Annotated in this window: 13 protein-coding genes; 10 read left to right on the forward strand and 3 right to left on the reverse strand. The window is 43.0% G+C overall.

All coding sequences use genetic code 11. The features are described from left to right. Nucleotides 1–104: 104 nt before the first annotated feature. The 3 genes from NL643_RS03920 to NL643_RS03930 are packed head-to-tail and all read right to left on the reverse strand — an operon-like array spanning nucleotide 105 to nucleotide 5823. Nucleotides 105–2759: a PqiB family protein gene (locus NL643_RS03920; protein WP_253643933.1), complete on the reverse strand. Its 2655-nt coding sequence runs from the start codon at nucleotides 2757–2759 to the stop codon at nucleotides 105–107. After that, nucleotides 2752–4002: a paraquat-inducible protein A gene (locus NL643_RS03925; RefSeq protein WP_006743266.1), complete on the reverse strand. Its 1251-nt coding sequence runs from the start codon at nucleotides 4000–4002 to the stop codon at nucleotides 2752–2754. Before NL643_RS03925 ends, NL643_RS03920 begins: the two co-directional genes overlap by 8 nt. Before the next feature lie 24 nt (nucleotides 4003–4026). Next, on the reverse strand, nucleotides 4027–5823 hold the full coding sequence (locus tag NL643_RS03930) for an ABC transporter ATP-binding protein (protein ID WP_253643934.1): 1797 nt from the start codon (nucleotides 5821–5823) through the stop codon (nucleotides 4027–4029). 92 nt (nucleotides 5824–5915) lie between these two features. On the opposite strand from NL643_RS03930, the gene NL643_RS03935 reads away from it, so the two are divergent. The 10 genes from NL643_RS03935 (at nucleotide 5916) to rlmKL (ending at nucleotide 22806) form a co-directional block, all read left to right on the forward strand. After that, the gene (locus NL643_RS03935) at nucleotides 5916–6389 is read left to right on the forward strand and encodes a GAF domain-containing protein (RefSeq protein WP_065646467.1); all 474 of its coding nucleotides are present in this window, start codon (nucleotides 5916–5918) and stop codon (nucleotides 6387–6389) included. A gap of 98 nt (nucleotides 6390–6487) precedes the next feature. After that, nucleotides 6488–7114 carry an RNA chaperone ProQ gene (gene proQ, locus NL643_RS03940; protein WP_046876216.1) on the forward strand — a complete coding sequence of 209 codons (627 nt, stop codon included), beginning with the start codon at nucleotides 6488–6490 and terminating at the stop codon, nucleotides 7112–7114. A 17-nt stretch (nucleotides 7115–7131) separates the two neighbouring features. After that, nucleotides 7132–9138: a carboxy terminal-processing peptidase gene (gene prc / locus NL643_RS03945; protein ID WP_005396554.1), complete on the forward strand. Its 2007-nt coding sequence runs from the start codon at nucleotides 7132–7134 to the stop codon at nucleotides 9136–9138. 195 nt (nucleotides 9139–9333) lie between these two features. Next, nucleotides 9334–9999 (forward strand): hypothetical protein, encoded by a 666-nt coding sequence (locus tag NL643_RS03950; protein ID WP_005396553.1) that lies wholly within the window; start codon nucleotides 9334–9336, stop codon nucleotides 9997–9999. A gap of 228 nt (nucleotides 10000–10227) precedes the next feature. Beyond that, on the forward strand, nucleotides 10228–12834 hold the full coding sequence (pepN, locus tag NL643_RS03955) for an aminopeptidase N (protein ID WP_253643935.1): 2607 nt from the start codon (nucleotides 10228–10230) through the stop codon (nucleotides 12832–12834). Between the two features lie 64 nt (nucleotides 12835–12898). Continuing rightward, complete coding sequence (locus NL643_RS03960) at nucleotides 12899–13117, forward strand: DUF2835 domain-containing protein (RefSeq protein ID WP_046876238.1); 219 nt, start codon at nucleotides 12899–12901, stop codon at nucleotides 13115–13117. Nucleotides 13118–13318: 201 nt separating this feature from the next. Beyond that, the gene (locus NL643_RS03965) at nucleotides 13319–18160 is read left to right on the forward strand and encodes an NAD-glutamate dehydrogenase (RefSeq protein ID WP_253643936.1); all 4842 of its coding nucleotides are present in this window, start codon (nucleotides 13319–13321) and stop codon (nucleotides 18158–18160) included. Nucleotides 18161–18475: 315 nt separating this feature from the next. After that, nucleotides 18476–19486, forward strand: a complete 1011-nt coding sequence (gene pyrD / locus NL643_RS03970; protein WP_005396506.1) for a quinone-dependent dihydroorotate dehydrogenase — start codon at nucleotides 18476–18478, stop codon at nucleotides 19484–19486. Nucleotides 19487–19654: 168 nt separating this feature from the next. Continuing rightward, entirely contained in the window at nucleotides 19655–20197 is a 543-nt protein-coding gene (locus tag NL643_RS03975) for a cell division protein ZapC (RefSeq protein ID WP_005396505.1), read from the forward strand. A 488-nt stretch (nucleotides 20198–20685) separates the two neighbouring features. Next, the gene (rlmKL, locus tag NL643_RS03980) at nucleotides 20686–22806 is read left to right on the forward strand and encodes a bifunctional 23S rRNA (guanine(2069)-N(7))-methyltransferase RlmK/23S rRNA (guanine(2445)-N(2))-methyltransferase RlmL (RefSeq protein WP_253643937.1); all 2121 of its coding nucleotides are present in this window, start codon (nucleotides 20686–20688) and stop codon (nucleotides 22804–22806) included. Nucleotide 22807 lies beyond the last annotated feature (1 nt).

Raw genomic sequence — 22807 nt, forward strand, 5'->3', positions numbered from 1 at the left:
GAAGCAGAAACGAATAGTGACAAGGGCCGAGCAATAAAAAAGAGCAGCGATTGCTGCTCTTTTAAGGTAATCAAACTTCAATTGTATGTGAATTGAGCTTTATTCTACGGCTTAGGAATCGCAGTACGCCATTGAGTCCAGCCTTCTTCAGCTTGTGGATATAAAAAGAAAGATTGCCCACTTTTTGCCGCTGGTGGAATAGTCGATTGCTCTGGCGTTGAAAACGCAATTCCTCCGCGAACTAAACTATCAAATGTGCCCGCTTTGATGTTCGCACCAGTAATTCCGATGGAGACATCTACTCCTGAAACATTCCAAAACACACTGTTTTGACGAACGAGGTAAGCATATTCAGGCTGTATCTTGATGGTCGTGACGACGCGATCGGCAAATTCTCCTAGGCTCACGTCGGTTACTTGGCCGACTTCCATCTGGCGGTAAAGAATAGGCGTTCCGACTTGTACTGAGCCTCGTTGTTCACTTTGTAAAGTAAACATCATGCCCTGAACACGTTCTGAACCGTTTTCCAACTGAAAATCAAATTTAGCTTTACCTTTACCTTTACCTGGCTCAACACTGATGGATTTCGACACCAATGCGCCAAGGTTTTTCACGCCCCCTAAGCCAATCTCTGGCTCAGTTAGCCAAAAATGTGAGCCTTCAACCGCAATGTTTTCTACGTATTCAGGTAGGATTCTTGCGGTAATTTCAACCATATTGCGACGAAAATTCGGTACAACCAGTGTGACTTCACCAACTTTGACGCCTTGATACTCTATCGGCATTCCTTTGGCAATTTCTTGTGAGCCGTCTGTTTCTAACGCAATAACGCGTCCAAATTTGCGTGCGGTTTTTTGATCTGTATATAACTTCCAGTTGTCTCCAATTTTGTTTTCAACGCCAGGAACAGAGTCAAAAGCGATGCCACCTTCGATTAATGATTTTAAAGGGTGAGCTTTCACACTCACACCGGCTAGCGATGCATCTATCTCTATCCCTGAACGGTTCCAAAAGACGGTTTGCGGTGTTACGAGGTAAGCAAAGCGGTTTTCGATGGTTGCTTTAATTAACACACCGCCATCAACCAATTGGAAATCGGAGACGTTACCAACAGGAAGATTACGATAGAGTAGAGGGCTGCCTTTGGAAATCGGCGGCAATTCAGAAGCAAACAGTGTGAGTGCTCTAGAGCCACTTTGGTTGTACTGTGCTAGTTCTGCCAATGATTCGTTTTGGAACAGTTGATACTCTTTTTGAATATCTTGTTTGCCTTCGCTTACAAAGCTAATGGACCCAGTTAACAACTGTTTTGCCGGAGGAACGGTAACGCTGAGGCCCGATTCCGTTAATTCTGCAGAGGCACTTCCGGTTACATAAAAACGGTTGTTTGATTTGATCAGGTGTTTGTATTCATGATCAATCAATACATCCATAAATACTTCATGTTGCGATTTTTTACCTTCTTCAACTAAGCCTACGTTGATAATTGAACCGACAACGATGCCTTTGTAAAGCACGTTGGCACCGCTATCTAGGCCAAACGAGTTGTCAGACACTAAACGAATAGCGATGGACTTTTCTTGCTGTTGGTTAAAAACGTTTTTACGAATGGCAGTAAAGCGGCGAGAGCGATCACCGGCACCTGGCACAATGGTTAAGAAGTTTCCTCTCACGAGATTGGCAATGTTTTCAACACCAGAGAGGGACACTTTTGCTTCTTCTAAGACGAATCGGGTACCTGTCGTCAGCATGTCACTGAAAGCTGGTTGAATTGCCGCTGACGCTAATATCACTTCTCGCCCTTCGGATAGGCTTAAGTCTGTAACTTGGCCAATCTCGATTCCGCGATACATAATGGGTGCGCCTTCGCCACTGATTTTACTGTCATCAGGGAGGACGATTTTAACAGCGATACCTCGACCTGCGGTTTTCAAATCTTTATACAGACGGAATTCAGTATTCTCTTCTACAGGCTCACCGTCATCCGGAGAATCGACGGCGATCGCGCCTCCGAGTAGAGCACTCATGCTTTCTAGCCTTACATCGACGCCTTCAAAACCGATGCTGGCACCGATTCCACTTACGTTCCAGAACCGACTGCGGTTGTTAATGATATGTCGGTATTGATCCTGAATGTTGGCTTGAATCGTGATAGATTTTGCGTCTTCATCCAGCTGGTAGCTGTAGACTTCACCGATTGGAATTTTCTTATAAACAATTTGAGATCCAATCGACACACCACCTAAATCGCGGCTTTTGAGTTTAATGTTCAAACCTTGTGAAACGCGCAAATCTGTTGGTGCAGAGTCTAACGCATGGAACGTTGTTTCAAACTCTTGACCATCTCCAGGTTGAATCGAAATGTAATTACCCGACACGAGCGCATCGAGCCCAGAAACTCCTGTTAGGCTTGCTGTTGGTTTTACCAGCCAAAAGCGAGTTTTATCGTTCAGCAATTTTGCCGCTTCAGGGTAGATATCGGCATCAACATAAATACTGCCGAGATCTTCAGTGAGGTTAATGTCTCTCACCATACCGACTTCTAGCCCTTGGTAACGGATAGTGGTTCGCCCGGCGACCAAGCCAGCAGCGTCAGAAAAATAGATTTGCACCCGTTGTCCTGCATCGTGTATCGACTTCACCACAAGCCAGCCAGCTAAGACCATGGTCAAAATTGGCAAAAGCCAAAGAGGAGATATGCCTTTGCTCCGCTTTACATCTGGTACGTATGACGTTTGAGAACTGTTCTGATCACTCATTCATTGACTCTTTTTCTGATTGTGTTGGGCCTGTTTGGTCCCAGATTAGCCTTGGATCAATACTTTCCGCTGCAAGCATGGTCAATACCACGACAACACCAAAGGCCACGGCGCCATATCCTGGTGTGAAATCAAGTATCTGACCACGATCGACTAAGGTCATCATGATAGAAATAACAAACAAGTCCATCACAGACCATTTACCGATCCATTTAACAACAAAGTAAACCATCATTCGTTGTCTCTTAAACACCGAACGTTTGAATTGAATGCAAAGCATGATGTAGGCAAGGCCAAGTATTTTTACAACTGGCACAACAATACTGGCCACAAAAATGATCACTGCGATGCCATACATACCGCTTTTTACCAACCCAGCTACGCCTGAGAAAATGGTATCTTCCAAACGTTTGCCATTGGTCAGCAAGATGGAAATAGGAATCAAGTTGGCAGGGAAAATCGCTATCGTTGCCGCAATGAGGTAAGCCCACGTCTTCTGAATGGAGTTGGGCTTGCGATGATATAACTCGTGGTGACAACGCCGACAATGGTCACCTTCAGGTTGAGACAGGTGGCACTCATGGCAATGCACGTCTTTGTGTTCAAAGGAATAAAGACGTTCTGGCTTCCAGGCTTCCCAGTAACGACGCACACTGATTCGAGAAACTAACAAAACGGTAAATATCTGCAAAAGAACCAGACCAATTAACCCTGGGCCTACAAAAATGTCGGAATAATCTTGGAGTTTGAAGCAGGAAATGGCGATGCTAACTAAGAAAACATCCAGCATTACCCAATGTTTCAAATGTTGAATTAGCCACAGTGAAACACGAAGCCCTCGAAACCACCGTTGATGCAGCGAGATATGTGCCGTAACCACTGAAACACAAACCGTCAGCGGCGCTAGAGAGCTACAAAATAGAATAAGCAGTGAAAGAAGAACAAAGCCTTCTTCCATCAATGTGATCATCCCTGAAGGTAGGGTTGCCGGAATCATCACACCAAAGAGTCGGATACTAATAAAGTTAAAAAAGTGTGATGGAATAAATAGCAGAATACAGGTTATCGCGACGGCTAAATTACCTGAGAGGCTAGGGCTACCGCCTCGATACAACTGTGTGCCACAACGAGGACAGTGTGCATTTTTTCCATTGGGTAAGTCGACGATATCGACAGGCAATTCGCAACCTTGGCACAAGCGCACATTATTTGGCTGCATGGCGTGCTTAGACAGAGAGGTCATAACGACCTCTCTAACTTGAACGATTTAAGCGTGGGACTGTATGCCCCCATATAAGGTTTGATATAAGCCTTCTTGCTCAACTAACTCACCATGAGTACCTGTTTGCGTTACTTTTCCATCTTCAAGCACGTAGATCAAATCGGCTTGTTTTACGGCTGATAGACGGTGCGCAACGATTAATGTTGTTCTACCACGTAAGAATTCAGTCAATGCTTTGTGCAATGCCGCTTCAGTAGCGGTATCAAGCGCAGACGTGGCTTCATCTAAAATAACAAATTGAGGATCACTCAGCACCATTCTTGCGATGGCAAGGCGTTGTCGTTGACCACCTGACAAACGAATGCCGTTACGGCCGACTTGAGTATCCAAACCGTGGTTCAGTTGAGAAATAACATCTTGCAGCTGAGCTACTTCAAGAGCTCGCCAAAGTGATATTTCGTCAAAATTCCCACCGAGTGTTAGATTATGCCTCAAGGTGTCGTTAAATAGTATAGGTTGCTGTAATACCACGGCAATTTTGTCGCGAATTACTTCAAAACCAATATCTTCTGTTAATTCATCATTAAAGCGAATGCTACCGGAGTTTTGACGATAAACCCCAATAAGTAGTTGTATTAAGGTCGACTTACCGCCTCCGCTCGCACCAACTAACGCCACTTTCTTTCCTGCCGGTATATGTAAAGAAAGGTTATCTAGGACTTTGTTTTCATTATTATAAGAGAAGTCTACGTTTTCTACTTTAACATCGACTTCTCTGTCTTCTTTGAAAGGATTTACCTTAGGTATCGGTCTTTGTTCTTCTTCTAATACTAATAAGTCGTTGATGCGTTTTAACGCAGCTTTCGCGCTGTACCAAGAAAACTGAATGCCGAGCAGCTCTTGAACAGGAGACAACATAAACCATAGGTAACCAAAAACAGCAAAGATTTGACCAATAGTGAGGTCACTAAACATAACCATCAGCATGGCGACGGCTCTGAATAACTCAAAACCGATTAAGAAGAGTAGGAACGAGACGCGACCTGCCGCCTCTGATTGCCACGCATACTTGTCTGCATCCACACGAACTTGGTTCGCACTGTCTTTGAGTTGTTGGAGGAATTCTCGCTCTTTATTGGCTGCGCGCAGCTGGTAAATGCCATCTAATGTTTCAACTAAACGATTTTGGAAAATTTCAAAAGAATGATTTTCCTTCCGTTTCAGGTGTTTAACCATACTTCCTAGTTTACGTGAGAAGTAAATGACAATAGGGTTAACTAGCAAAATAAATAGACCAAGTCGCCAGTCGAGCCAAAGTAGAACGATGGCAGTACCAATGACCGTTAAAAAACTGATAACGAATTTTGCTAACGTAGAACCAATAAATTTATCGATGGTCTCAATGTCAGTGATAAGGTGGGCGTTGATGCCTCCGCTGCCTTTGGTTTCGTATTGGCGGATGCTGATACGACCAAGCTTGTCGATCATTTTACTGCGCATCTCAAACGTGATCGTTTTAGAAACAAGTGTAAATTGTCGGCTTTGAAGGATATTTAACCCCTGACTTGCAGCTCGCATCAGGACGACCAAGAAAAGGGTGAAAAATATATAACCCGTCGGAGTGTGCCACGCTTCAGGGAGAATGGCATTCATAGCAGCTAAGCCTTTTGCTGGTTGGTCCAATAAAACCTCATCAACCATCAACGGCATGAGAAGGGGGATTGGAACACTAATCAAGGTTGCAAGCACCGCTATCAAGTTCGCTATGATCAGCTTGGACTTGTGCTTTTTTACTTGTGTTATCAACCAAGAACGGCTAATAGTGTCATTTTTCAGAAGCATTGTAATTGAGAATAAGTCCTATTATAAAGTAGGGCTGCATTTTAGCGCCATACAGTGAGAATGGAAGCTTTTATAGTAAGTAGGAAGTTAATATGAACATAGAACAATACCATAGACTAACCAAACAAGCCGTCGCTCTAATTGAGTCTGAGCCAGACTTTATTGCTAACCTAGCAAACTTGAGCTCACTGCTTTTCATGGAACTGGACGATCTTAACTGGGCTGGCTTTTACCTAGCAAAAGGTGAAGAGCTCGTTCTTGGTCCGTTCCAAGGAAAACCAGCTTGTGTTCGCATCCCTATGGGGCGCGGCGTCTGTGGTACTGCTGCAAAAACTAACACTATACAAAGAGTATACGACGTTCATGAATTTGAGGGACATATAGCGTGCGATGCAGCGAGTAATTCGGAAATTGTGATTCCGTTTTCTATCAATGGAGAGGTGGTTGGTGTCCTTGATATTGACAGCCCAAGTATTGGTCGATTCAATGAAACAGACGAAGAAGGTCTCACTCATTTCATGGCTGAAGTAGAAAAGCTGCTTAATTCACACGCGAACGACGCATAAATTAGCCCTCGAGTGTGGTTTTTCCTTGGCATGTCACTATAATACGAGAATATTTTTTCTTAATGCTTCGCGGAAATCCGCTCAAATCAGGAACCCTCATGACTGAAAAGTTAAAAAACAGCAAAGAAGTTATTGCATATATTGCTGAATGTTTCCCTAAGTGCTTTACTTTAGAAGGTGAAGCAAAACCTCTGAAAATTGGTATTTTTCAAGATCTTGCGGAACGTCTAAGTGAAGACGAAAAAGTAAGCAAAACACAGCTTCGTGCAGCGTTAAGACAGTACACTTCATCATGGCGTTACCTACATGGTGTAAAACCAGGTGCAGTACGTGTGGACCTAGACGGCAACCCTTGTGGTGAGCTAGAAGAAGAGCACGTTGAACACGCGAAAGCGACACTTGCAGAAAGCAAGGCAAAAGTTCAAGCTCGTCGTAAAGAACAAGCACAAAAAGCTCGTGAAGAGGGTAAGGCGAAAGCGAAACCAGCGGCTAAAAAGCCCCAACAGCCTCGTCGTACTAACAAACCAAAAGTACAAAAAACAACTAAGCCTGTAGAAACGCGCGCTCTAAATGCTGACGAAATCACAGTAGGTAACGCAGTTAACGTGAACATGGGCAAAGGAAACATGGCAGCGACCATTGTTGAGATCAATAAGGATGATGTACGTGTTCAACTTGCTAACGGCCTACAAATGGTTGTGAAAGCGGAGCACTTGCGCGCATAAAGGAGATACTCCTACGCATGAATTGCCGTTCAAAAGTGACACTGATTGCTGCTAGCTTATGGCTAGCAGCATCAGCTCAGGCTCTCGAAGCCAAACTACATAAAGATGACTTGCCGGTTCTCGCTCCTGAAGTTCAGCACGAAACAGCTAGCAAACGAGTCACCTCTCGATTTACCCGCTCTCATTATAAGCATTTCAGCCTCAATGATGATTTCTCCAAAGCGATCTTTGAACGCTATGTAGAATTGCTTGATTATAATAGAAATATTTTTACTCAAGCGGACATCGACTCTTTTAAAGACTGGTCAATTGAGCTTGATGATCAGCTAAAAGCTGGTAACAACCAAATTGCTTTTGATGTTTATAACCTCTCAATGCAAAAGCGTTTCGAGCGCTTTGCTTATGCGTTAACGCTACTCGACGAAGAGATCAAGTTTGATACTGATGACGAGATAGAGTTAGACCGTTCTGAAGCTGCATGGCCAAAAGACGAAGCAGAGCTCAACGAGTTGTGGCGTAAGCGCGTGAAATATGACGCGTTAAATCTGAAACTGACTGGCAAAGAATGGCCAGAGATTAAAGAGGTTTTAGAGAAGCGTTATAACAACGCGATGAAGCGGATCACACAGACTAATAACGAAGATGCATTCCAGTTATATATGAATGCCTTCGCCCGACAAGTCGACCCTCATACTAGCTACCTTTCTCCACGTAATGCTGAGCAATTCCAATCGGAAATGAACCTTTCTCTGGAAGGCATTGGTGCTGTTCTGCAAATGACTGACGATTACACAGTAATTCGTTCACTTGTTGTTGGTGGCCCTGCGTCGAAGAGCAAGCAGCTTGGCGAAGGGGATCGAATCATCGGTGTTGGACAAGACGGTGAAGAGATTGTCGACGTGATCGGTTGGCGTCTGGATGATGTAGTTCAATTAATCAAAGGCCCAAAAGGCACAAAGGTTAATCTACAGATCTTGCCAGAAGGTAACGATGCGAAGAGTTACATTGTCACAATTGTTCGTGACAAAGTTCGCCTAGAAGATCGGGCAGTGAAGTCGGAGATCATCGAAAAAGATGGTAAGAAGATTGGTATTTTAGAAGTGCCAAGTTTCTACGTCGGTTTGTCGAAAGATACCGATAAACTGCTTGCTGAGTTAAAAACCAAAAACGTTGACGGCGTAATCGTTGATCTACGTAACAACGGTGGTGGTGCATTAACGGAAGCGACAGCATTAACAGGATTATTCATTAAAGAAGGTCCTGTTGTTCAAGTTCGTGACAGCTATGGTCGTATTAAGGTGAACGCCGATACTGACGGAAAAGTGAGCTACGATGGTCCACTGACGGTGTTGATTAACCGCTACAGTGCTTCGGCGTCTGAAATTTTCGCCGCAGCGATGCAAGATTATAATCGTGCCATTATTTTAGGTGAAAATTCTTTCGGCAAAGGTACGGTTCAACAGCATCGTTCACTGAATCATATCTACGATCTTTTCGATAAAGAGCTAGGCTACGTTCAGTACACGATTCAGAAGTTCTACCGTATTGACGGTGGAAGTACGCAAAATCGTGGTGTTGCACCCGATATTTCGTACCCAACACCAATTGAAGCTTCTGAAACGGGTGAAAGTGTAGAAGACAATGCACTACCTTGGGATCAGATTGATAAAGCAAAATATCAAACCTTCCCAAGCAACGAAGCACTAGTTGAAAAACTCACCGCTCTTCATAACAAGCGTATTTCTGATGAGATGGAATTCCGTTTCATCAATGAAGACATAGAGAAGTATCGTAAAGAAAAAGACGATAATATGTTGTCTTTGAACGAGAAAGTTCGTAAGGCTGAATCGGATAAAGCGGAAGCACTTCGTTTGCAACGCATCAATGAGCGTCAAGCTGCTTTAGGTAAGGAAGCATTCAAAACATTGGATGATATACCTAAAGATTATGAAGCGCCTGATGTTTATTTAGATGAGTCTGTCGCGATTATGGTTGATCTACTCAAGCAGAAAAATCAGTCATAATAACTGGCAATTCAAAGTAAAAAGAGTGAGTCTTTCAGGCTCACTCTTTTTTTATGTCTTTTCATCTTTGTTTGTATTGAGTATCAAGTAAGATATTCGCTTATTTTTCCCCAATAATTTACGTGATCTACATCTAAAATTTCGCGAAAGTGAGGACTACTGCCTAAGCTAAAAGAAAACGATAAGGATGCCGATATGAAATGGTTCTTTATTTTACTTAGCTTTTGCTGCTTTAGTGTGTTTAGCGGAGAAAACACCAGAGAAGATGAATTAAGTCACTTTGACACGCCGTTTCTCATCGGAGACTGGTATTTAATGAACCCAAACCCCGAAGAGTCGGCTGAAAATTTTCGTGCGATAAAACTGTCACTGGGTTCCGACTACAGCTTTTCTATTGATATTCAAAAGAAAGATTATTCTGTCGATCATTGGGAAGGATTGTATAACGCCAATGAAGACACCATCGTTCTTGGCTTAAACACAGATGAGCCTCAAATTTATGCCTATCGCAATAATCACAATACACTTGATCTTAATGGTGTGACTTTTACTAAAGGGTTGTCTAACTCGCTAGCGGGCATATGGTCTAGCTCTTATGTATCCGGAGATGGCCTTGTGGCAAACAACATCAACCATATGGATCTGATACTTCAACCTGACTTCGTGTTTATGTTTCGGGTATCCAACGAAGAAGGGGATGAGTCAATCAAGCAAGGTGTTTTCTACACAGAAGATGAATATTTAGTCTTGCTCTATGAAAATGGCGAGCACGGGACCACCTATAAGCTCAACAAAAATGAATTAACGATTGAAGATTCAAATGGCGATATGTACGCGGTACTTAATCGGGTAACGCCTTGATAGCTTATCTTGTTACGACAAAGTACGCGAGCATACGGTAAATTGTCAATGTTGTTTAAATGTTAATCAAAAAACGGAGCTAGAGCACTAAAAGCTCCGTTTTTTGATGGAAAGACTTGTATTCTGATACCACAACCCCTACAAATAGCTTATATAGTGATACCAGAACTGCATTTTTGATCATGCAGTCTGGTATTTTTGTTGTTCGACATACAAGGATTTATGCTCATGTCCCAAGCTCCCCAGGCCAAATATCGTAAAGATTATCAAGAGCCATCTCACGCGATTACCGATATCGATCTTACGTTTGATCTTTATGACAATGACACCATCGTTACGGCGATATCAAAGGTTGCTCAAAAAGGCGATACAACAACGCTAGAACTCGATGGCGAGGGGCTTGAGCTGCGCGCTGTAAAAGTAAACGGTGAGGATTGGGCTCATCACGAAGTGAAAGAATCATCGCTTGTACTGACCGATCTTCCATCCGAGTTTGAACTTGAAATCGTCACCAAAATTGATCCTGAAGCGAATACAGCACTCGAAGGTTTGTACAAATCAGGCGGCGCATTTTGTACTCAGTGTGAGGCCGAGGGCTTCCGTCGTATTACTTATTACTTAGATCGTCCTGATGTTCTGGCAAAATACACGACAAAAGTGATCGCAGATAAATCCGCTTATCCATATTTGCTGAGCAATGGTAACCGAATTGCAGAAGGCGATGCAGAGAACGGTCGTCATTGGGTTCAATGGCAGGACCCGCATCCAAAGCCAGCTTACTTGTTTGCTCTTGTCGCAGGGGACTTTGACGTACTGCGTGACAAATACATAACGATGTCAGGTCGCAGTGTTGATTTAGAAATCTTTGTTGATAAAGGTAACTTAGATCGTGCAGGCCATGCGATGACATCGCTGATCAACTCGATGAAGTGGGATGAAGAACGCTTTGGCCTTGAATACGATCTGGATATTTACATGATCGTTGCCGTTGATTTCTTCAATATGGGCGCAATGGAAAACAAAGGCCTAAACATCTTTAACTCAAAGTATGTTCTGGCGAATGACCAAACGGCGACGGATCGTGACTACTTAGGTATCGAAGCTGTAATCGGTCATGAGTACTTCCACAACTGGACTGGCAACCGTGTCACTTGTCGTGACTGGTTCCAACTAAGTCTAAAAGAAGGCTTAACCGTATTCCGTGACCAAGAATTCTCTTCTGACTTAGGCTCTCGTGCAGATAACCGCATCGATAACGTACGTATCATCCGTGGCCCTCAGTTTGCAGAAGATGCAAGCCCAATGTCTCACCCGATTCGTCCTGACAAAGTCATTGAGATGAATAACTTCTACACGCTAACAGTGTATGAAAAGGGCAGCGAAGTTATTCGCATGTACCATACACTCCTTGGCGAAGAGGGCTTCCAAAAAGGGATGAAACTTTACTTTGAACGTCACGATGGTACTGCTGCCACATGTGAAGACTTTGTTTCTGCAATGGAAGATGCCACCGGTGTCGATTTAAAACAATTCCGTCTATGGTACAGCCAGTCTGGTACACCGACGCTGCGCGTAAATAGCGAATACAATGCCAATGCAAAAACTTACGCACTAACGGTAGAGCAATTTACGGAGCCAACGCAAGACCAGGCTGAGAAGCAAGCGCTGCACATTCCGTTTGATATCGAGCTGTACGATTCGAAAGGTCACGTTATCCCGTTGATGATTAACGGTGAATCGGTTCATAACGTATTAGATATTAAACAAGATAAGCAAACGTTCGTATTTGAAAATGTCGAAGAACAACCAGTGCCATCTTTGTTGCGTGAATTCTCGGCACCAGTAAAACTAGAATACGACTACAGTGATGATGAATTAGTCTTCTTGATGAAGCACGCGACGAATGACTTCGCTCGTTGGGATGCAAGCCAAATGCTATTGGCTAAGTACATTCGTCAGAACGTGAAAAACGTTCAAGCCGGACAAGGCGTGTCGCTTTCTGAAGGCGTGATAGATGCGTTCCGTGGTGTGCTATTGGATGAGACACTTGAGCCAGCTTTTATTGCTCAAGTTTTCTCTTTGCCTTCAATTAATGAGATTACTGGCTGGTACCAGCAAATTGACATCGATGCCGTAGACAAAGTGCTAAACAGTATTACAGTGTCACTTTCTCAAGAGTTAGAAGATGAGCTAAGTGCAACTTATCATACACTGAAGCAAACAGAGTACACGATCGATCATGCTGCGATTGGCAAGCGTGCATTACGTAACCGTTGTCTGCAATACCTAGCACATACGGAAAAAGGTAATGATTTAGTGAAAGCACAATACGCATCTGCAAATAACATGACAGATACGATTGCAGCGATGAGTGCGGCAAATAGTGCTCAGCTTGAGTGTCGTGAAGCTCTTATGGCAGACTATAGCGATAAATGGAAGCACGATGGTTTGGTTATGGACAAGTGGTTTGCACTTCAAGGTAGCAATCCTGCAGAGGATGCACTTGAAAAAGTGAAAGCCACCATGAACCACGAAGCATTTAGTTTGAAGAACCCGAACCGTACGCGCAGTTTGATTGGCTCGTTCTTAAGTGCTAACCCTGTGCGTTTCCATGATAAATCCGGTGCAGGTTACCAATTTGCAGGAGAAATCCTTCGCCAACTTAATGATTCGAACCCACAAGTCGCATCTAGAATGATTGATCCTTTGCTTAAGTTCCGTAAATACGATGAAGGTCGCCAAGCTTTGATCAAAGCAGAACTTGAAAAGCTCAAAGCAATGGATAATCTTGCTAAAGACTTATTCGAAAAAGTGACTAAAGCACTAGACGAATAGTAAACAACACAATAGGGTGGTCATTAAGGCCACCTTATTGTTTATGTCACTTAGTTTTTACTTCATGAACTATTACTACTTCAACCTCAACATTTCATATCAAACGTTTTTATCCCATTATTCTGGCGCGGCAAGTGTTGTTCAAGTCGTCACACATAACGGTTTACGTTTGCAGTTACCCGCCGCACGATTCAGACCATTTCTTAGTCAATTAGGCATTAAAGGCCAGTTTAGACTAACAACTGACCAAAATAATAAGTTTCTTAAGTTAGAAACTCTGTGATGTATTGTATTTGCAGAGAGTTAAATAGGAATCTTAGTCACAGAATCGGACATTTCACCTCTTACCACCACGATTAGTTGTTAAACATTTGTAATTATGCTTTTACAATGGGCACATGCATTACCTATGCTTAGTTTCTAAGGTAACAACCTAGCTACTAAGTCCCCCTACAAAACAACAATTCTAATGTGGAGTGTGAATATGACCGCGCGTGAAAATGTAGTGCCGGTTCTGCTTGAAAAAGTTTACCAACTGATTCAAGACAAACTCGAGCTTTCTCACCAAACGCTTGTAACTAAACTTGCTCAACACTTATTCAGTAACATTGCTGATGATGACCTGATTCAGCGAAACGAATCCGATCTTTATGGTGCTGTCGTCAGCCTTTGGCACCATATCAATGAAAAAAAACCAGAAGAGATTTCGGTACGAGTATTTAACCCGACCGTAAGTCGTCAAGGCTGGCAATCCACACACACAATCGTAGAAATTGTTGTTCCAGATAGTCCATTCTTAGTGGACTCAGTCAAAATGGCTTTAGCGCGTTTGGACCTTGTTTGCCACCTAATGTTAAACAACCCAACACAGATACAGCGTGATAAAAAAGGCCAAGTTACCGACGTAAACGGTGAGGGTGGTGTTCTTCAATCACTGTTCCATATCGAGGTAGACCGCCTTACTAGTAAAGAAGAGATGCAAGCGCTTAAAGAAGAGCTGTTAAAAATTCTATCTGACACTCGTTTAGTCGTTGATGACTGGAAGCAAATGGTTGATAAGCTTAAGCTTGTGACTGATGAACTTGAGAAAAATAAAGATCGTGTTTCTATCCAAACGGATCGTATGGACGAAACGATCGCATTTCTTCGTTGGCTAGAAGATCATAATTTTACCTTTATGGGTTACAAAGATTATGACTTAGAAGAAGTCAATGGTGATACCGAGCTTGTTCCTGCTAAAGAAAAAGGACTTGGTCTATTTGCTGATGACAAGCGCGTGCGTAGCGTCAAGCTATCTGAGCTTTCAGACTCAGCGCGGTTAGAAGCGAAAAAACCATACGCTCTAATCATCACAAAAGGTAACAAAGCATCTCGTATTCACCGCCCAGCTTATACTGATTACATCGGTATTAAGAAGTTTGATGAAAACGGTAAAGTAATAGGTGAGCATCGCTTTACTGGTCTATATACCTCTGCCGTATATAACCAAGCGGTACAAAGCATCCCTCTGATCCGTGAAAAAGTGGACCGTATCCTTGAAGCGAGCGGATACCGTCATGGATCGTATTCATACAAAGCATTGCACAATATCTTAGAAAACTACCCACGTGATGAGCTACTCCAAGCAAATGAAGAAGAGTTGCTTGAGGTGGGTATGGGTGTTGTACAAATGCAAGATCGTGACCTACTGCGTTTATTTGTTCGTAAGGACCCATTTGGTCGTTTCTTTAGCTGCATGGTTTATGTCACTAAAGATCGTTACAACACAGAGTTACGTCGTCAAACTCAACGCATTCTTAAGCAGTACTTTGGTTGCGAACAAGAGGTTGAATTTACAACGTTCTTCTCAGAAAGCCCACTAGCGAGAACACATTACATTGTTCGTGTAGACAATAACAACATTGACGTAGACGTGAAAAAGATCGAGCAAAACCTAATGGAAGTTTCTACCTCTTGGGATGACAGACTAAAAGAATCCATCATTGCTAACTTTGGTGAAAGCAAAGGCCTTCCTCTTTCAAAAGAATACATGAGTGCGTTCCCTCGCTCATACAAAGAGGACATGATGCCAGGTTCTGCGGTTGCAGATATTGAACGCTTAGAAGCGTTAAGTGATGATAATAAACTTGGTATGTTGTTCTACCGACCTCAAGAAGAGGGGGCGGATTCAAAAGCTGTTCGCTTGAAGTTATACCATCGCGATGAGCCAATCCATCTTTCTGACGTAATGCCAATGCTTGAAAACCTTGGCTTGCGAGTGATCGGTGAATCACCGTATGAGATCGAGAAAAATAACGGACAGACATTCTGGATCCTTGATTTCTCTATGCTGCATAAGAGTGAGAAAACAGTTGATCTTCGTGAGGCTCGTGACCGTTTCCAACAAGCATTTGCCGCAATTTGGGCGGGAAACCTTGAAAGTGATGGTTTTAACCGATTGGTACTAGGTGCGTCGCTATCTGGGCGTGAGATTTCCATTCTTCGTGCTTATGCTCGATACATGCGCCAAGTCGGTTTCCCATTCAGTCAACAATACATCGAAGACACGCTAAGCCACTACCCAGACTTAGCAACAGGTCTAGTCAAGCTGTTCACCAAGCGGTTCGATCCGAAACACAAAGGCAGTGAAAAAGGCCAAAACGATCTGATTAAAAAGCTAACAGAGCAGTTGGATCGTGTAGAGAGCTTGGATGATGATCGTATTATTCGTCGTTACATCGACATGATCATGGCGACACTTCGTACTAACTACTATCAATTAGACGAAAGTAAGCAACCTAAGCCTTGGTTATCTTTGAAAATGAAACCGAGCGATATTCCAGAGATTCCGCAGCCTGTACCAGCGTTCGAGATCTTTGTGTACGCACCAGATATTGAAGGTGTTCACCTTCGTGGCGGAAAAGTGGCTCGTGGTGGTTTGCGTTGGTCAGATCGTCAAGAAGACTTCCGTACAGAGATTCTTGGTCTCGTAAAAGCTCAGCAAGTTAAGAACACTGTTATTGTGCCTGTGGGTGCAAAAGGCGGCTTTGTTTGTAAACGCCAGCCATCTCTCACAACCCGTGATGAGATCTTTGCTGAAGGTCAACGTTGTTACAAACGATTTATTCGTGCGCTACTTGATGTATCGGATAACATCATTGAAGGTGAAGTTGTGCCACCACAAAACGTTGTGCGCCATGACGAAGATGACCCATACCTAGTAGTGGCGGCAGATAAAGGCACAGCAACATTCTCAGACCTAGCGAACTCTGTTTCTGCAGAGTACAACTTCTGGTTAGGTGACGCATTCGCTTCAGGTGGTTCAAATGGTTACGACCACAAAGCGATGGGTATCACTGCAAAAGGTGGTTGGGAATCTGTTAAGCGTCACTTCCGTGAAATGGGCATCAACTGCCAGACCACTGACTTTACCGCAATCGGTGTAGGTGATATGGCAGGTGACGTGTTCGGTAACGGTATGCTGTTATCGAAGCATATTCGATTGCAAGCTGCCTTTAACCACATGCACATCTTTATTGATCCAAATCCAGATTCAGCCAGCAGCTGGGAAGAACGTAACCGCTTGTTTAATCTGCCAAGATCAAGCTGGGAAGATTACAATAAAGACTTGATCTCTCATGGTGGTGGCATCTTCTCTCGTCGATCAAAATCGATCCAGTTGACACCAGAAATTCAGAAAATGTTAGGTACTAAGAAAGCATCTTTAGCGCCTAATGATCTGATTAAGATGATCTTGAAAATGAAAGTCGATCTGCTTTGGAATGGTGGTATCGGCACTTACGTTAAAGCCTCGACAGAAACTCATACGGATGTTGGTGACCGCGCTAACGACATGCTGCGCATTGACGGCCGTGACTTAAGAGCAAAAGTAGTTGGCGAAGGCGGTAACTTGGGTATGACTCAGCTTGGTCGTATTGAATACGCACTGACTGGCGGCCGAGTGAACACAGACTTCGTTGATAACGTGGGTGGCGTTGACTGTTCGGATAATGAAGTCAACATCAAGATCTTCCTTAATGGACTGGTTTCAAATGGCGATCTTACGGTTAAGCAACGTAACCAAATTCTAGAGTCTATGGAAGACGAAGTGGGTGAAATTGTCTTAGATGATGCTTACCGTCAGTCGGAGTCGATCTCCGTGACTGAACAGCAAGGTGTTGGTATTGTTAAGGAACAAATTCGATTCATCCATACCATGGAAAAAGCAGGGTACTTGGATCGTGCTCTCGAATACATCCCTGATGATGAAACGCTAATCGAGCGTGAGAAACAGGGACTAGGTCTGACTCGCCCTGAGCTATCAGTGTTAGTTGCCTACGGTAAAATGGTACTTAAACAGCAACTTGTTACGGATGAAATCGCGAATGATGAATTCCATGCGAAACAGCTTGTTGAATATTTCCCAAGTGCGTTACGACGTAACTATAAAGATCAAATGGTGAATCACCCACTGCGAGCTGAAATTATCGCTACAGCATTGGCTAACCAGATGGTTAATGAAATGGGCTGTAACTTCGTCACTCGTTTGCAAGAAGAAACCGGTGCAAGTGTTGTCGATATTGCTAACGCATACAGTGCGGCTCGTGAAATTTTCGATCTAGAAGCAATTCTTAAGCAGACTCGTGAACTCGATAATACCGCCACAGCTCAAGCTCAGTACGAAATCATGTTTTATGTTCGTCGAGCACTACGTCGAATTGCACGTTGGTTGCTTCGCAACCGCAGTGGTAAATGCACAGTTGGTGAGCTGATTGCTATCTACAAGCAAGATGTCAATGTTATCACTGAAACCTTAGACACTATGCTGGTTGAGTCTGAAGTAGAAGAACACAATGAACTTGCTCAAGGGTGGATTGAGAAAGGGGTAGAAGAGAAACTTGCACATCAAGTCGCTCGTTTATCCAGCTTACAATCTGCACTGGATATCTCATCAGTGGCGAGTGAAACAGGTAAAACGGTTGAGCAAGCATCGAAGCTCTACTTTAACTTAGGTGACCGTTTGTCGTTACACTGGTTCTTGAAGCAAATTAACAGCCAAGCCGTTGATAATAACTGGCAGGCACTGGCAAGAGCTGCATTCCGAGAAGATCTGGACTGGCAACAACGTCAACTTACGGCTCAGGTATTAAATTGCGACTGTGCAACGGAAGAGCTAGACGTGATGAAAGCGTTAGAAGATTGGATGGAAACTAACGAGCAATCACTGCACCGTTGGGAAAGCATCTTGAATGAGTTCAAAGTTGGCTCTGTCCACGAATTTGCTAAGTTTTCTGTAGCACTTCGAGAATTAGTACTCTTGAATCTCAACTGTTCGTCGAAAGAGTAGATGAGTTAGTCAAATTGTAAGTAAAAGCCTCGTTATTTAGCGAGGCTTTTTTGTTGCTCATCGTTTCTATTATAGCGCTGAATGAGTTACAGCGTAACGGTGCGGGGAAGTTAAAATAGGCTGAAATCGATTGCTTTAGGGTGGTTAGTTATAAATTTTATTGTTGAAATCTTACTCTAATTGTTTGTTTTATATTTGAAAATATTAGAAAGATATAGGTTTTTACTTAATACATTCATTTTCATTGAATTAAGATGAAAAACAGTAAATAATACTGTCCCGTTTATACGGGGCTTTTTTTCTTTCGGAGGCACAATGCTTTACCGTCTAGCCAGAACTGGCTTTTTCCAACTCGATGCCGAGAAGGCACACGATCTTGCAATCAAGAACTTCCAACGCTTTAACGGCACACCACTTGATCTCTTCTACCGCCAACAATTACCAACTCGTCCAGTTGAGTGTATGGGACTAACATTCCGTAACCCAGTAGGTCTTGCGGCTGGCTTAGATAAAAACGGTGAATGCATTGAAGCATTTGATGCCATGGGCTTTGGCTTTGTCGAAGTTGGCACAGTAACACCTCGTCCGCAACCAGGGAATGATAAACCACGCTTATTTCGCTTAGTCGAAGCTGAAGGTATCATCAATCGCATGGGCTTTAACAACCTAGGCGTTGATAATTTGGTCGAGAACGTAAAGCAAGCAAAATTCAGCTGTGTTCTCGGAATTAATATTGGTAAAAACAAAGACACACCAATTGAGAAAGGGGCAGAGGACTACCTGATTTGTATGGAGAAAGTGTATGAGTACGCAGGCTACATTGCGGTTAATATCTCATCACCAAACACTCCGGGTCTTCGTTCACTTCAATATGGTGAAGCGCTTGATGAACTACTTTCTGAATTAAAAGCGAAACAAGCGGAACTTTCAGAGAAATACAACAAATACGTCCCGCTAGCATTAAAAATTGCGCCTGATTTGAGTGACGAAGAAATCTGCCAAATCTGCGATTCTTTATTGAAAAACAATATAGATGGTGTGATCGCGACTAACACAACTCTGGATCGCACGATCGTAGAAGGAATGAAACACGCCAATGAGGCAGGTGGTTTAAGTGGTCGCCCTGTGCAATTACGCTCTACGGAAGTCGTACGTAAGCTTCATGAAGAGCTAGGAGACAAACTTCCAATTATCGGTGTTGGTGGTGTGGATTCCTATGTTGCAGCCAAAGAAAAGCTGATGGCAGGCGCTAAACTTGTTCAAGTCTACACTGGCTTTATTTACCACGGCCCAAGCCTAGTACGTGATATTGTTAAGAATCTTTAACATATACATCAAAAACCACTGAAAAATCAGTAGCTATTACATAAAAAAGAGGACTTTGTTTCCTCTTTTTTTTTATCCGTTCGTTTGTAAAATTTAAAAATCACGAGTAGGTAATTAAGCGTCTTACCTCTTTACCACTGATTTAACTAGTCAAGAGAGAACGGAATAATGCTTAAACCCAGCGACAAATGGAATTGGTATTTTGACGAGCAAAAAGCTTGCTTAATGCTGGATCTGGGGGAGGAAATGATTTTCCAAACCAATTTATCCCGAAAATTGTTGGTTAACTGTGCCTTCTCAAACAATGAATTTACCGTTGATGACGCCAGTGCATTCCAAACGTTTAATGAACGTATTCGATGCCTCGACATCAGCGAATACCGCCAAGCTGAGTTAACACTGTATTGTGTTGCAGCAAAGCGCTTTCATAAACCTGTACAGCCTAAAAGCTGGTTCTTTGACGCACAGTCCTCAGGTTACGAGCCTGAAGAGGGGGACATGGTCTTTCTAACAAACCAATATTCTGATGGCATGTTCATCGTGTTAGAACCAGGCGAGACGTCGAGCTTATGTGCTTATGTTAACCAAGAAGCGTTTGTGCTTGATGGCAATAAGGCGCTTCAGTTTGGGCAGCCGATTAAAGTAATGCATGACCGCATGGCTTGTGCAAATCACCTCTTTGCAATAACCCCTATGGCAATGGTGGGGTAAACCTGTTTAATTTTTTCTTTATTTCGTTCCTTTGTTTGCATTAGTCGACCTCGTTAGGTCGATTTTTTTTGTCCTTTCGTTTGATACTAGAGCTCCATCAGCCATGAAACTGTATGTTTTCTATGCATGCAAACATGAAGCTGGTCACTTTTATTTTACTTATTTCAATCTGATGACTCCCTTAACTAGGCAACCTAGCGCTTAAAATGACCCCATTTATTCCCCTATAAGGCAAAAATGTAAGTAACTTACATCAATAATCATCGACTGGTATATACCAAAACTAATGTAAATAAGTATTCACTTCTTTCCAAGGGAACAAAATTTCGTTCGTGAATAAAAAACACTCAAATTGAAGATGTTGAAAGTTTCAGATCATTTTGTTGGTGATGATTTGAACTAACAGGTGGGGAAATTCCTTTAAAAACGAGGCATTGATCGTAAAGTCAGGTATAATTGAAGTCATTTTTTATCAGCGAAAGAACACTATGAATCAATATCTCGCGGTAACTTCAAATGGCATGGAAAATTTGCTTGTTGAAGAACTGACTAAACTAGGCATTGAAAATGCGAAACCAGTACAGGCAGGCGTAAAATTTAAAGCGACAAACGAACAGGTTTATCGCTGTTGTTTGTGGAGCCGTTTAGCGTCTCGATTTGTACGTGTTTTATCTGAGTTCACGTGTAACAACGACATGGACTTGTATTTATCTACATCTGCTATTAACTGGGTTAACCAATTTCATAGCTCTAAACGTTTTGTTGTGGACTTTAACGGCACAAACCGTGAGATCAGAAATAGCCAGTACGGTGCGATGAAAGTCAAAGATGGCATCGTAGATTGCTTTGAAAATAAAGGATTGCCGCGTCCCAACATCAGTAAAGAACGCCCAGATGTTCGTATCCACGTTCGTTTGCATAAAGATAAAGCGTTGCTTGGGATCGATATGGTAGGCAGTGGTTTGCATCAACGTGGCTACCGACCAGAATCGGGTCGTGCCCCGTTACGTGAAACGCTTGCTTCTGCGATTATCATGCGTTGTGGCTGGGATGGGCATCAACCATTACTCGATCCAATGTGCGGTTCTGGTACTTTGCTTATTGAAGCTGCGATGATGGCTGCCAACATGGCTCCTGGCGTTAAGCGAAAGCAATGGGGTTTCGAAGTGTTGGAAGACTTTGAACCAGAGACTTGGGCAGAGATTAAATCAGAGGCTAATGTTCAAGCTAGACGAGGTGTCAAGAAAGTTGACGCTAAGTTTTTTGGCTTCGATAACGACCCTAAAGTATTAAAAGTTGCTCAAGAAAACGCGCGCAGAGCAGGCGTTGAAGAATTGATTGAGTTCGCACAAGGTGATGCTGCAACTATTACTCGTCCTGCAGGATTCGAACACGGTGTTATCGTTTCAAACCCACCTTACGGTGAACGTCTGGGAACTGAGCCGGGGCTAATTGCGCTCTACACCGCATTTGGTGGACAGCTAAAATCTGAGTTTGGTGGATGCAAAGCCTCTATCTTCTCGAGTTCAGACGAGCTGCTGAGCTGTCTTCGTATGCGTGCTGATAAACAATTTAAATTGAATAATGGTGCGTTACCTTGTCACCAAAAGAACTACAGTATTGCAGAGCGCAGTGCTGATGAAGTGAAGGGTGCTGATACTAATGTTCAAATCGCACCAGACTTTTCAAATCGTTTAAAGAAAAACATTGGCAAGATTGGCAAGTGGGCTCATAAAGAGAAGCTTGATTGCTACCGAATCTATGACGCTGATCTTCCTGAATACAATGTGGCGATAGACGTATACGGCGATCAAATCGTAATTCAAGAGTATGCTGCGCCAAAAAACATTCCAGAAGAAAAAGCAAAACGTCGCCTAACGGATATTATTCGTGCAACGATTCAGGTAACAGGTGTAGAGGCGAACAAAGTTGTACTTAAAGTTCGTGAAAAGCAGAAAGGTCGCAGCCAATACCAAAAATTAGGTCAGGTATCAGAGACGCTTGAAGTAAACGAGTACGGTGTGAAGCTGATCGTAAACCTTCATGACTATCTAGACACTGGCTTGTTCTTGGATCATAAGATCACTCGTCGCCGCTTAGGTGAAATGGCGCAAGGTAAAGATTTCTTAAACTTGTTTGCATATACTGGGAGTGCGACGGTTCACGCAGCGGTTGGTGGCGCTCGTTCCACAACGACTATTGATATGTCAAATACCTACTTGAACTGGGCGAAAGACAATATGCAGCTTAACGGCTGTGTAGGACGTCAGCATCGCTATGAACAAGCAGACTGTTTGCAATGGCTAGAAAACGCGAAAGGTGAGTACGACTTGATCTTTATTGATCCACCTACGTTCTCTAACTCTAAGCGTATGGAAACATCATTCGATGTACAACGTGACCACATTAAACTGATGAAGAATCTTAAACGTTTACTAAGAAGTGAAGGCACTATCGTATTTTCAAATAACAAGCGCCACTTCAAGATGGATGAAGAGTCGCTGGCCGAACTTGGTTTGAAGGCTCAGAATATTTCTTCTCAAACGTTACCATTAGATTTTGCGCGTAATAAACAGATTCATAACTGTTGGCTAGTAACGCACGCGTAGT

Source organism: Vibrio sp. Y42_MX_L11 (assembly GCF_024181785.1).
Taxonomy (GTDB): Bacteria; Pseudomonadota; Gammaproteobacteria; order Enterobacterales; family Vibrionaceae; genus Vibrio; species Vibrio diabolicus.

Excerpts from the sequence above, each read along its gene's own strand:
- pyrD (WP_005396506.1), top strand. The coding sequence starts at position 18,476 with ATGCTTTACCGTCTAGCCAGAACTGGCTTTTTCCAACTCGATGCCGAG.
- NL643_RS03965 (WP_253643936.1), top strand. The coding sequence starts at position 13,319 with ATGACCGCGCGTGAAAATGTAGTGCCGGTTCTGCTTGAAAAAGTTTAC.
- proQ (WP_046876216.1), top strand. The coding sequence starts at position 6,488 with ATGACTGAAAAGTTAAAAAACAGCAAAGAAGTTATTGCATATATTGCT.
- NL643_RS03930 (WP_253643934.1), bottom strand. The coding sequence starts at position 5,823 with ATGCTTCTGAAAAATGACACTATTAGCCGTTCTTGGTTGATAACACAA.
- NL643_RS03960 (WP_046876238.1), top strand. The coding sequence starts at position 12,899 with ATGAACTATTACTACTTCAACCTCAACATTTCATATCAAACGTTTTTA.
- NL643_RS03920 (WP_253643933.1), bottom strand. The coding sequence starts at position 2,759 with ATGAGTGATCAGAACAGTTCTCAAACGTCATACGTACCAGATGTAAAG.
- NL643_RS03950 (WP_005396553.1), top strand. The coding sequence starts at position 9,334 with ATGAAATGGTTCTTTATTTTACTTAGCTTTTGCTGCTTTAGTGTGTTT.
- NL643_RS03975 (WP_005396505.1), top strand. The coding sequence starts at position 19,655 with ATGCTTAAACCCAGCGACAAATGGAATTGGTATTTTGACGAGCAAAAA.
- rlmKL (WP_253643937.1), top strand. The coding sequence starts at position 20,686 with ATGAATCAATATCTCGCGGTAACTTCAAATGGCATGGAAAATTTGCTT.
- NL643_RS03925 (WP_006743266.1), bottom strand. The coding sequence starts at position 4,002 with ATGACCTCTCTGTCTAAGCACGCCATGCAGCCAAATAATGTGCGCTTG.
- pepN (WP_253643935.1), top strand. The coding sequence starts at position 10,228 with ATGTCCCAAGCTCCCCAGGCCAAATATCGTAAAGATTATCAAGAGCCA.
- NL643_RS03935 (WP_065646467.1), top strand. The coding sequence starts at position 5,916 with ATGAACATAGAACAATACCATAGACTAACCAAACAAGCCGTCGCTCTA.
- prc (WP_005396554.1), top strand. The coding sequence starts at position 7,132 with ATGAATTGCCGTTCAAAAGTGACACTGATTGCTGCTAGCTTATGGCTA.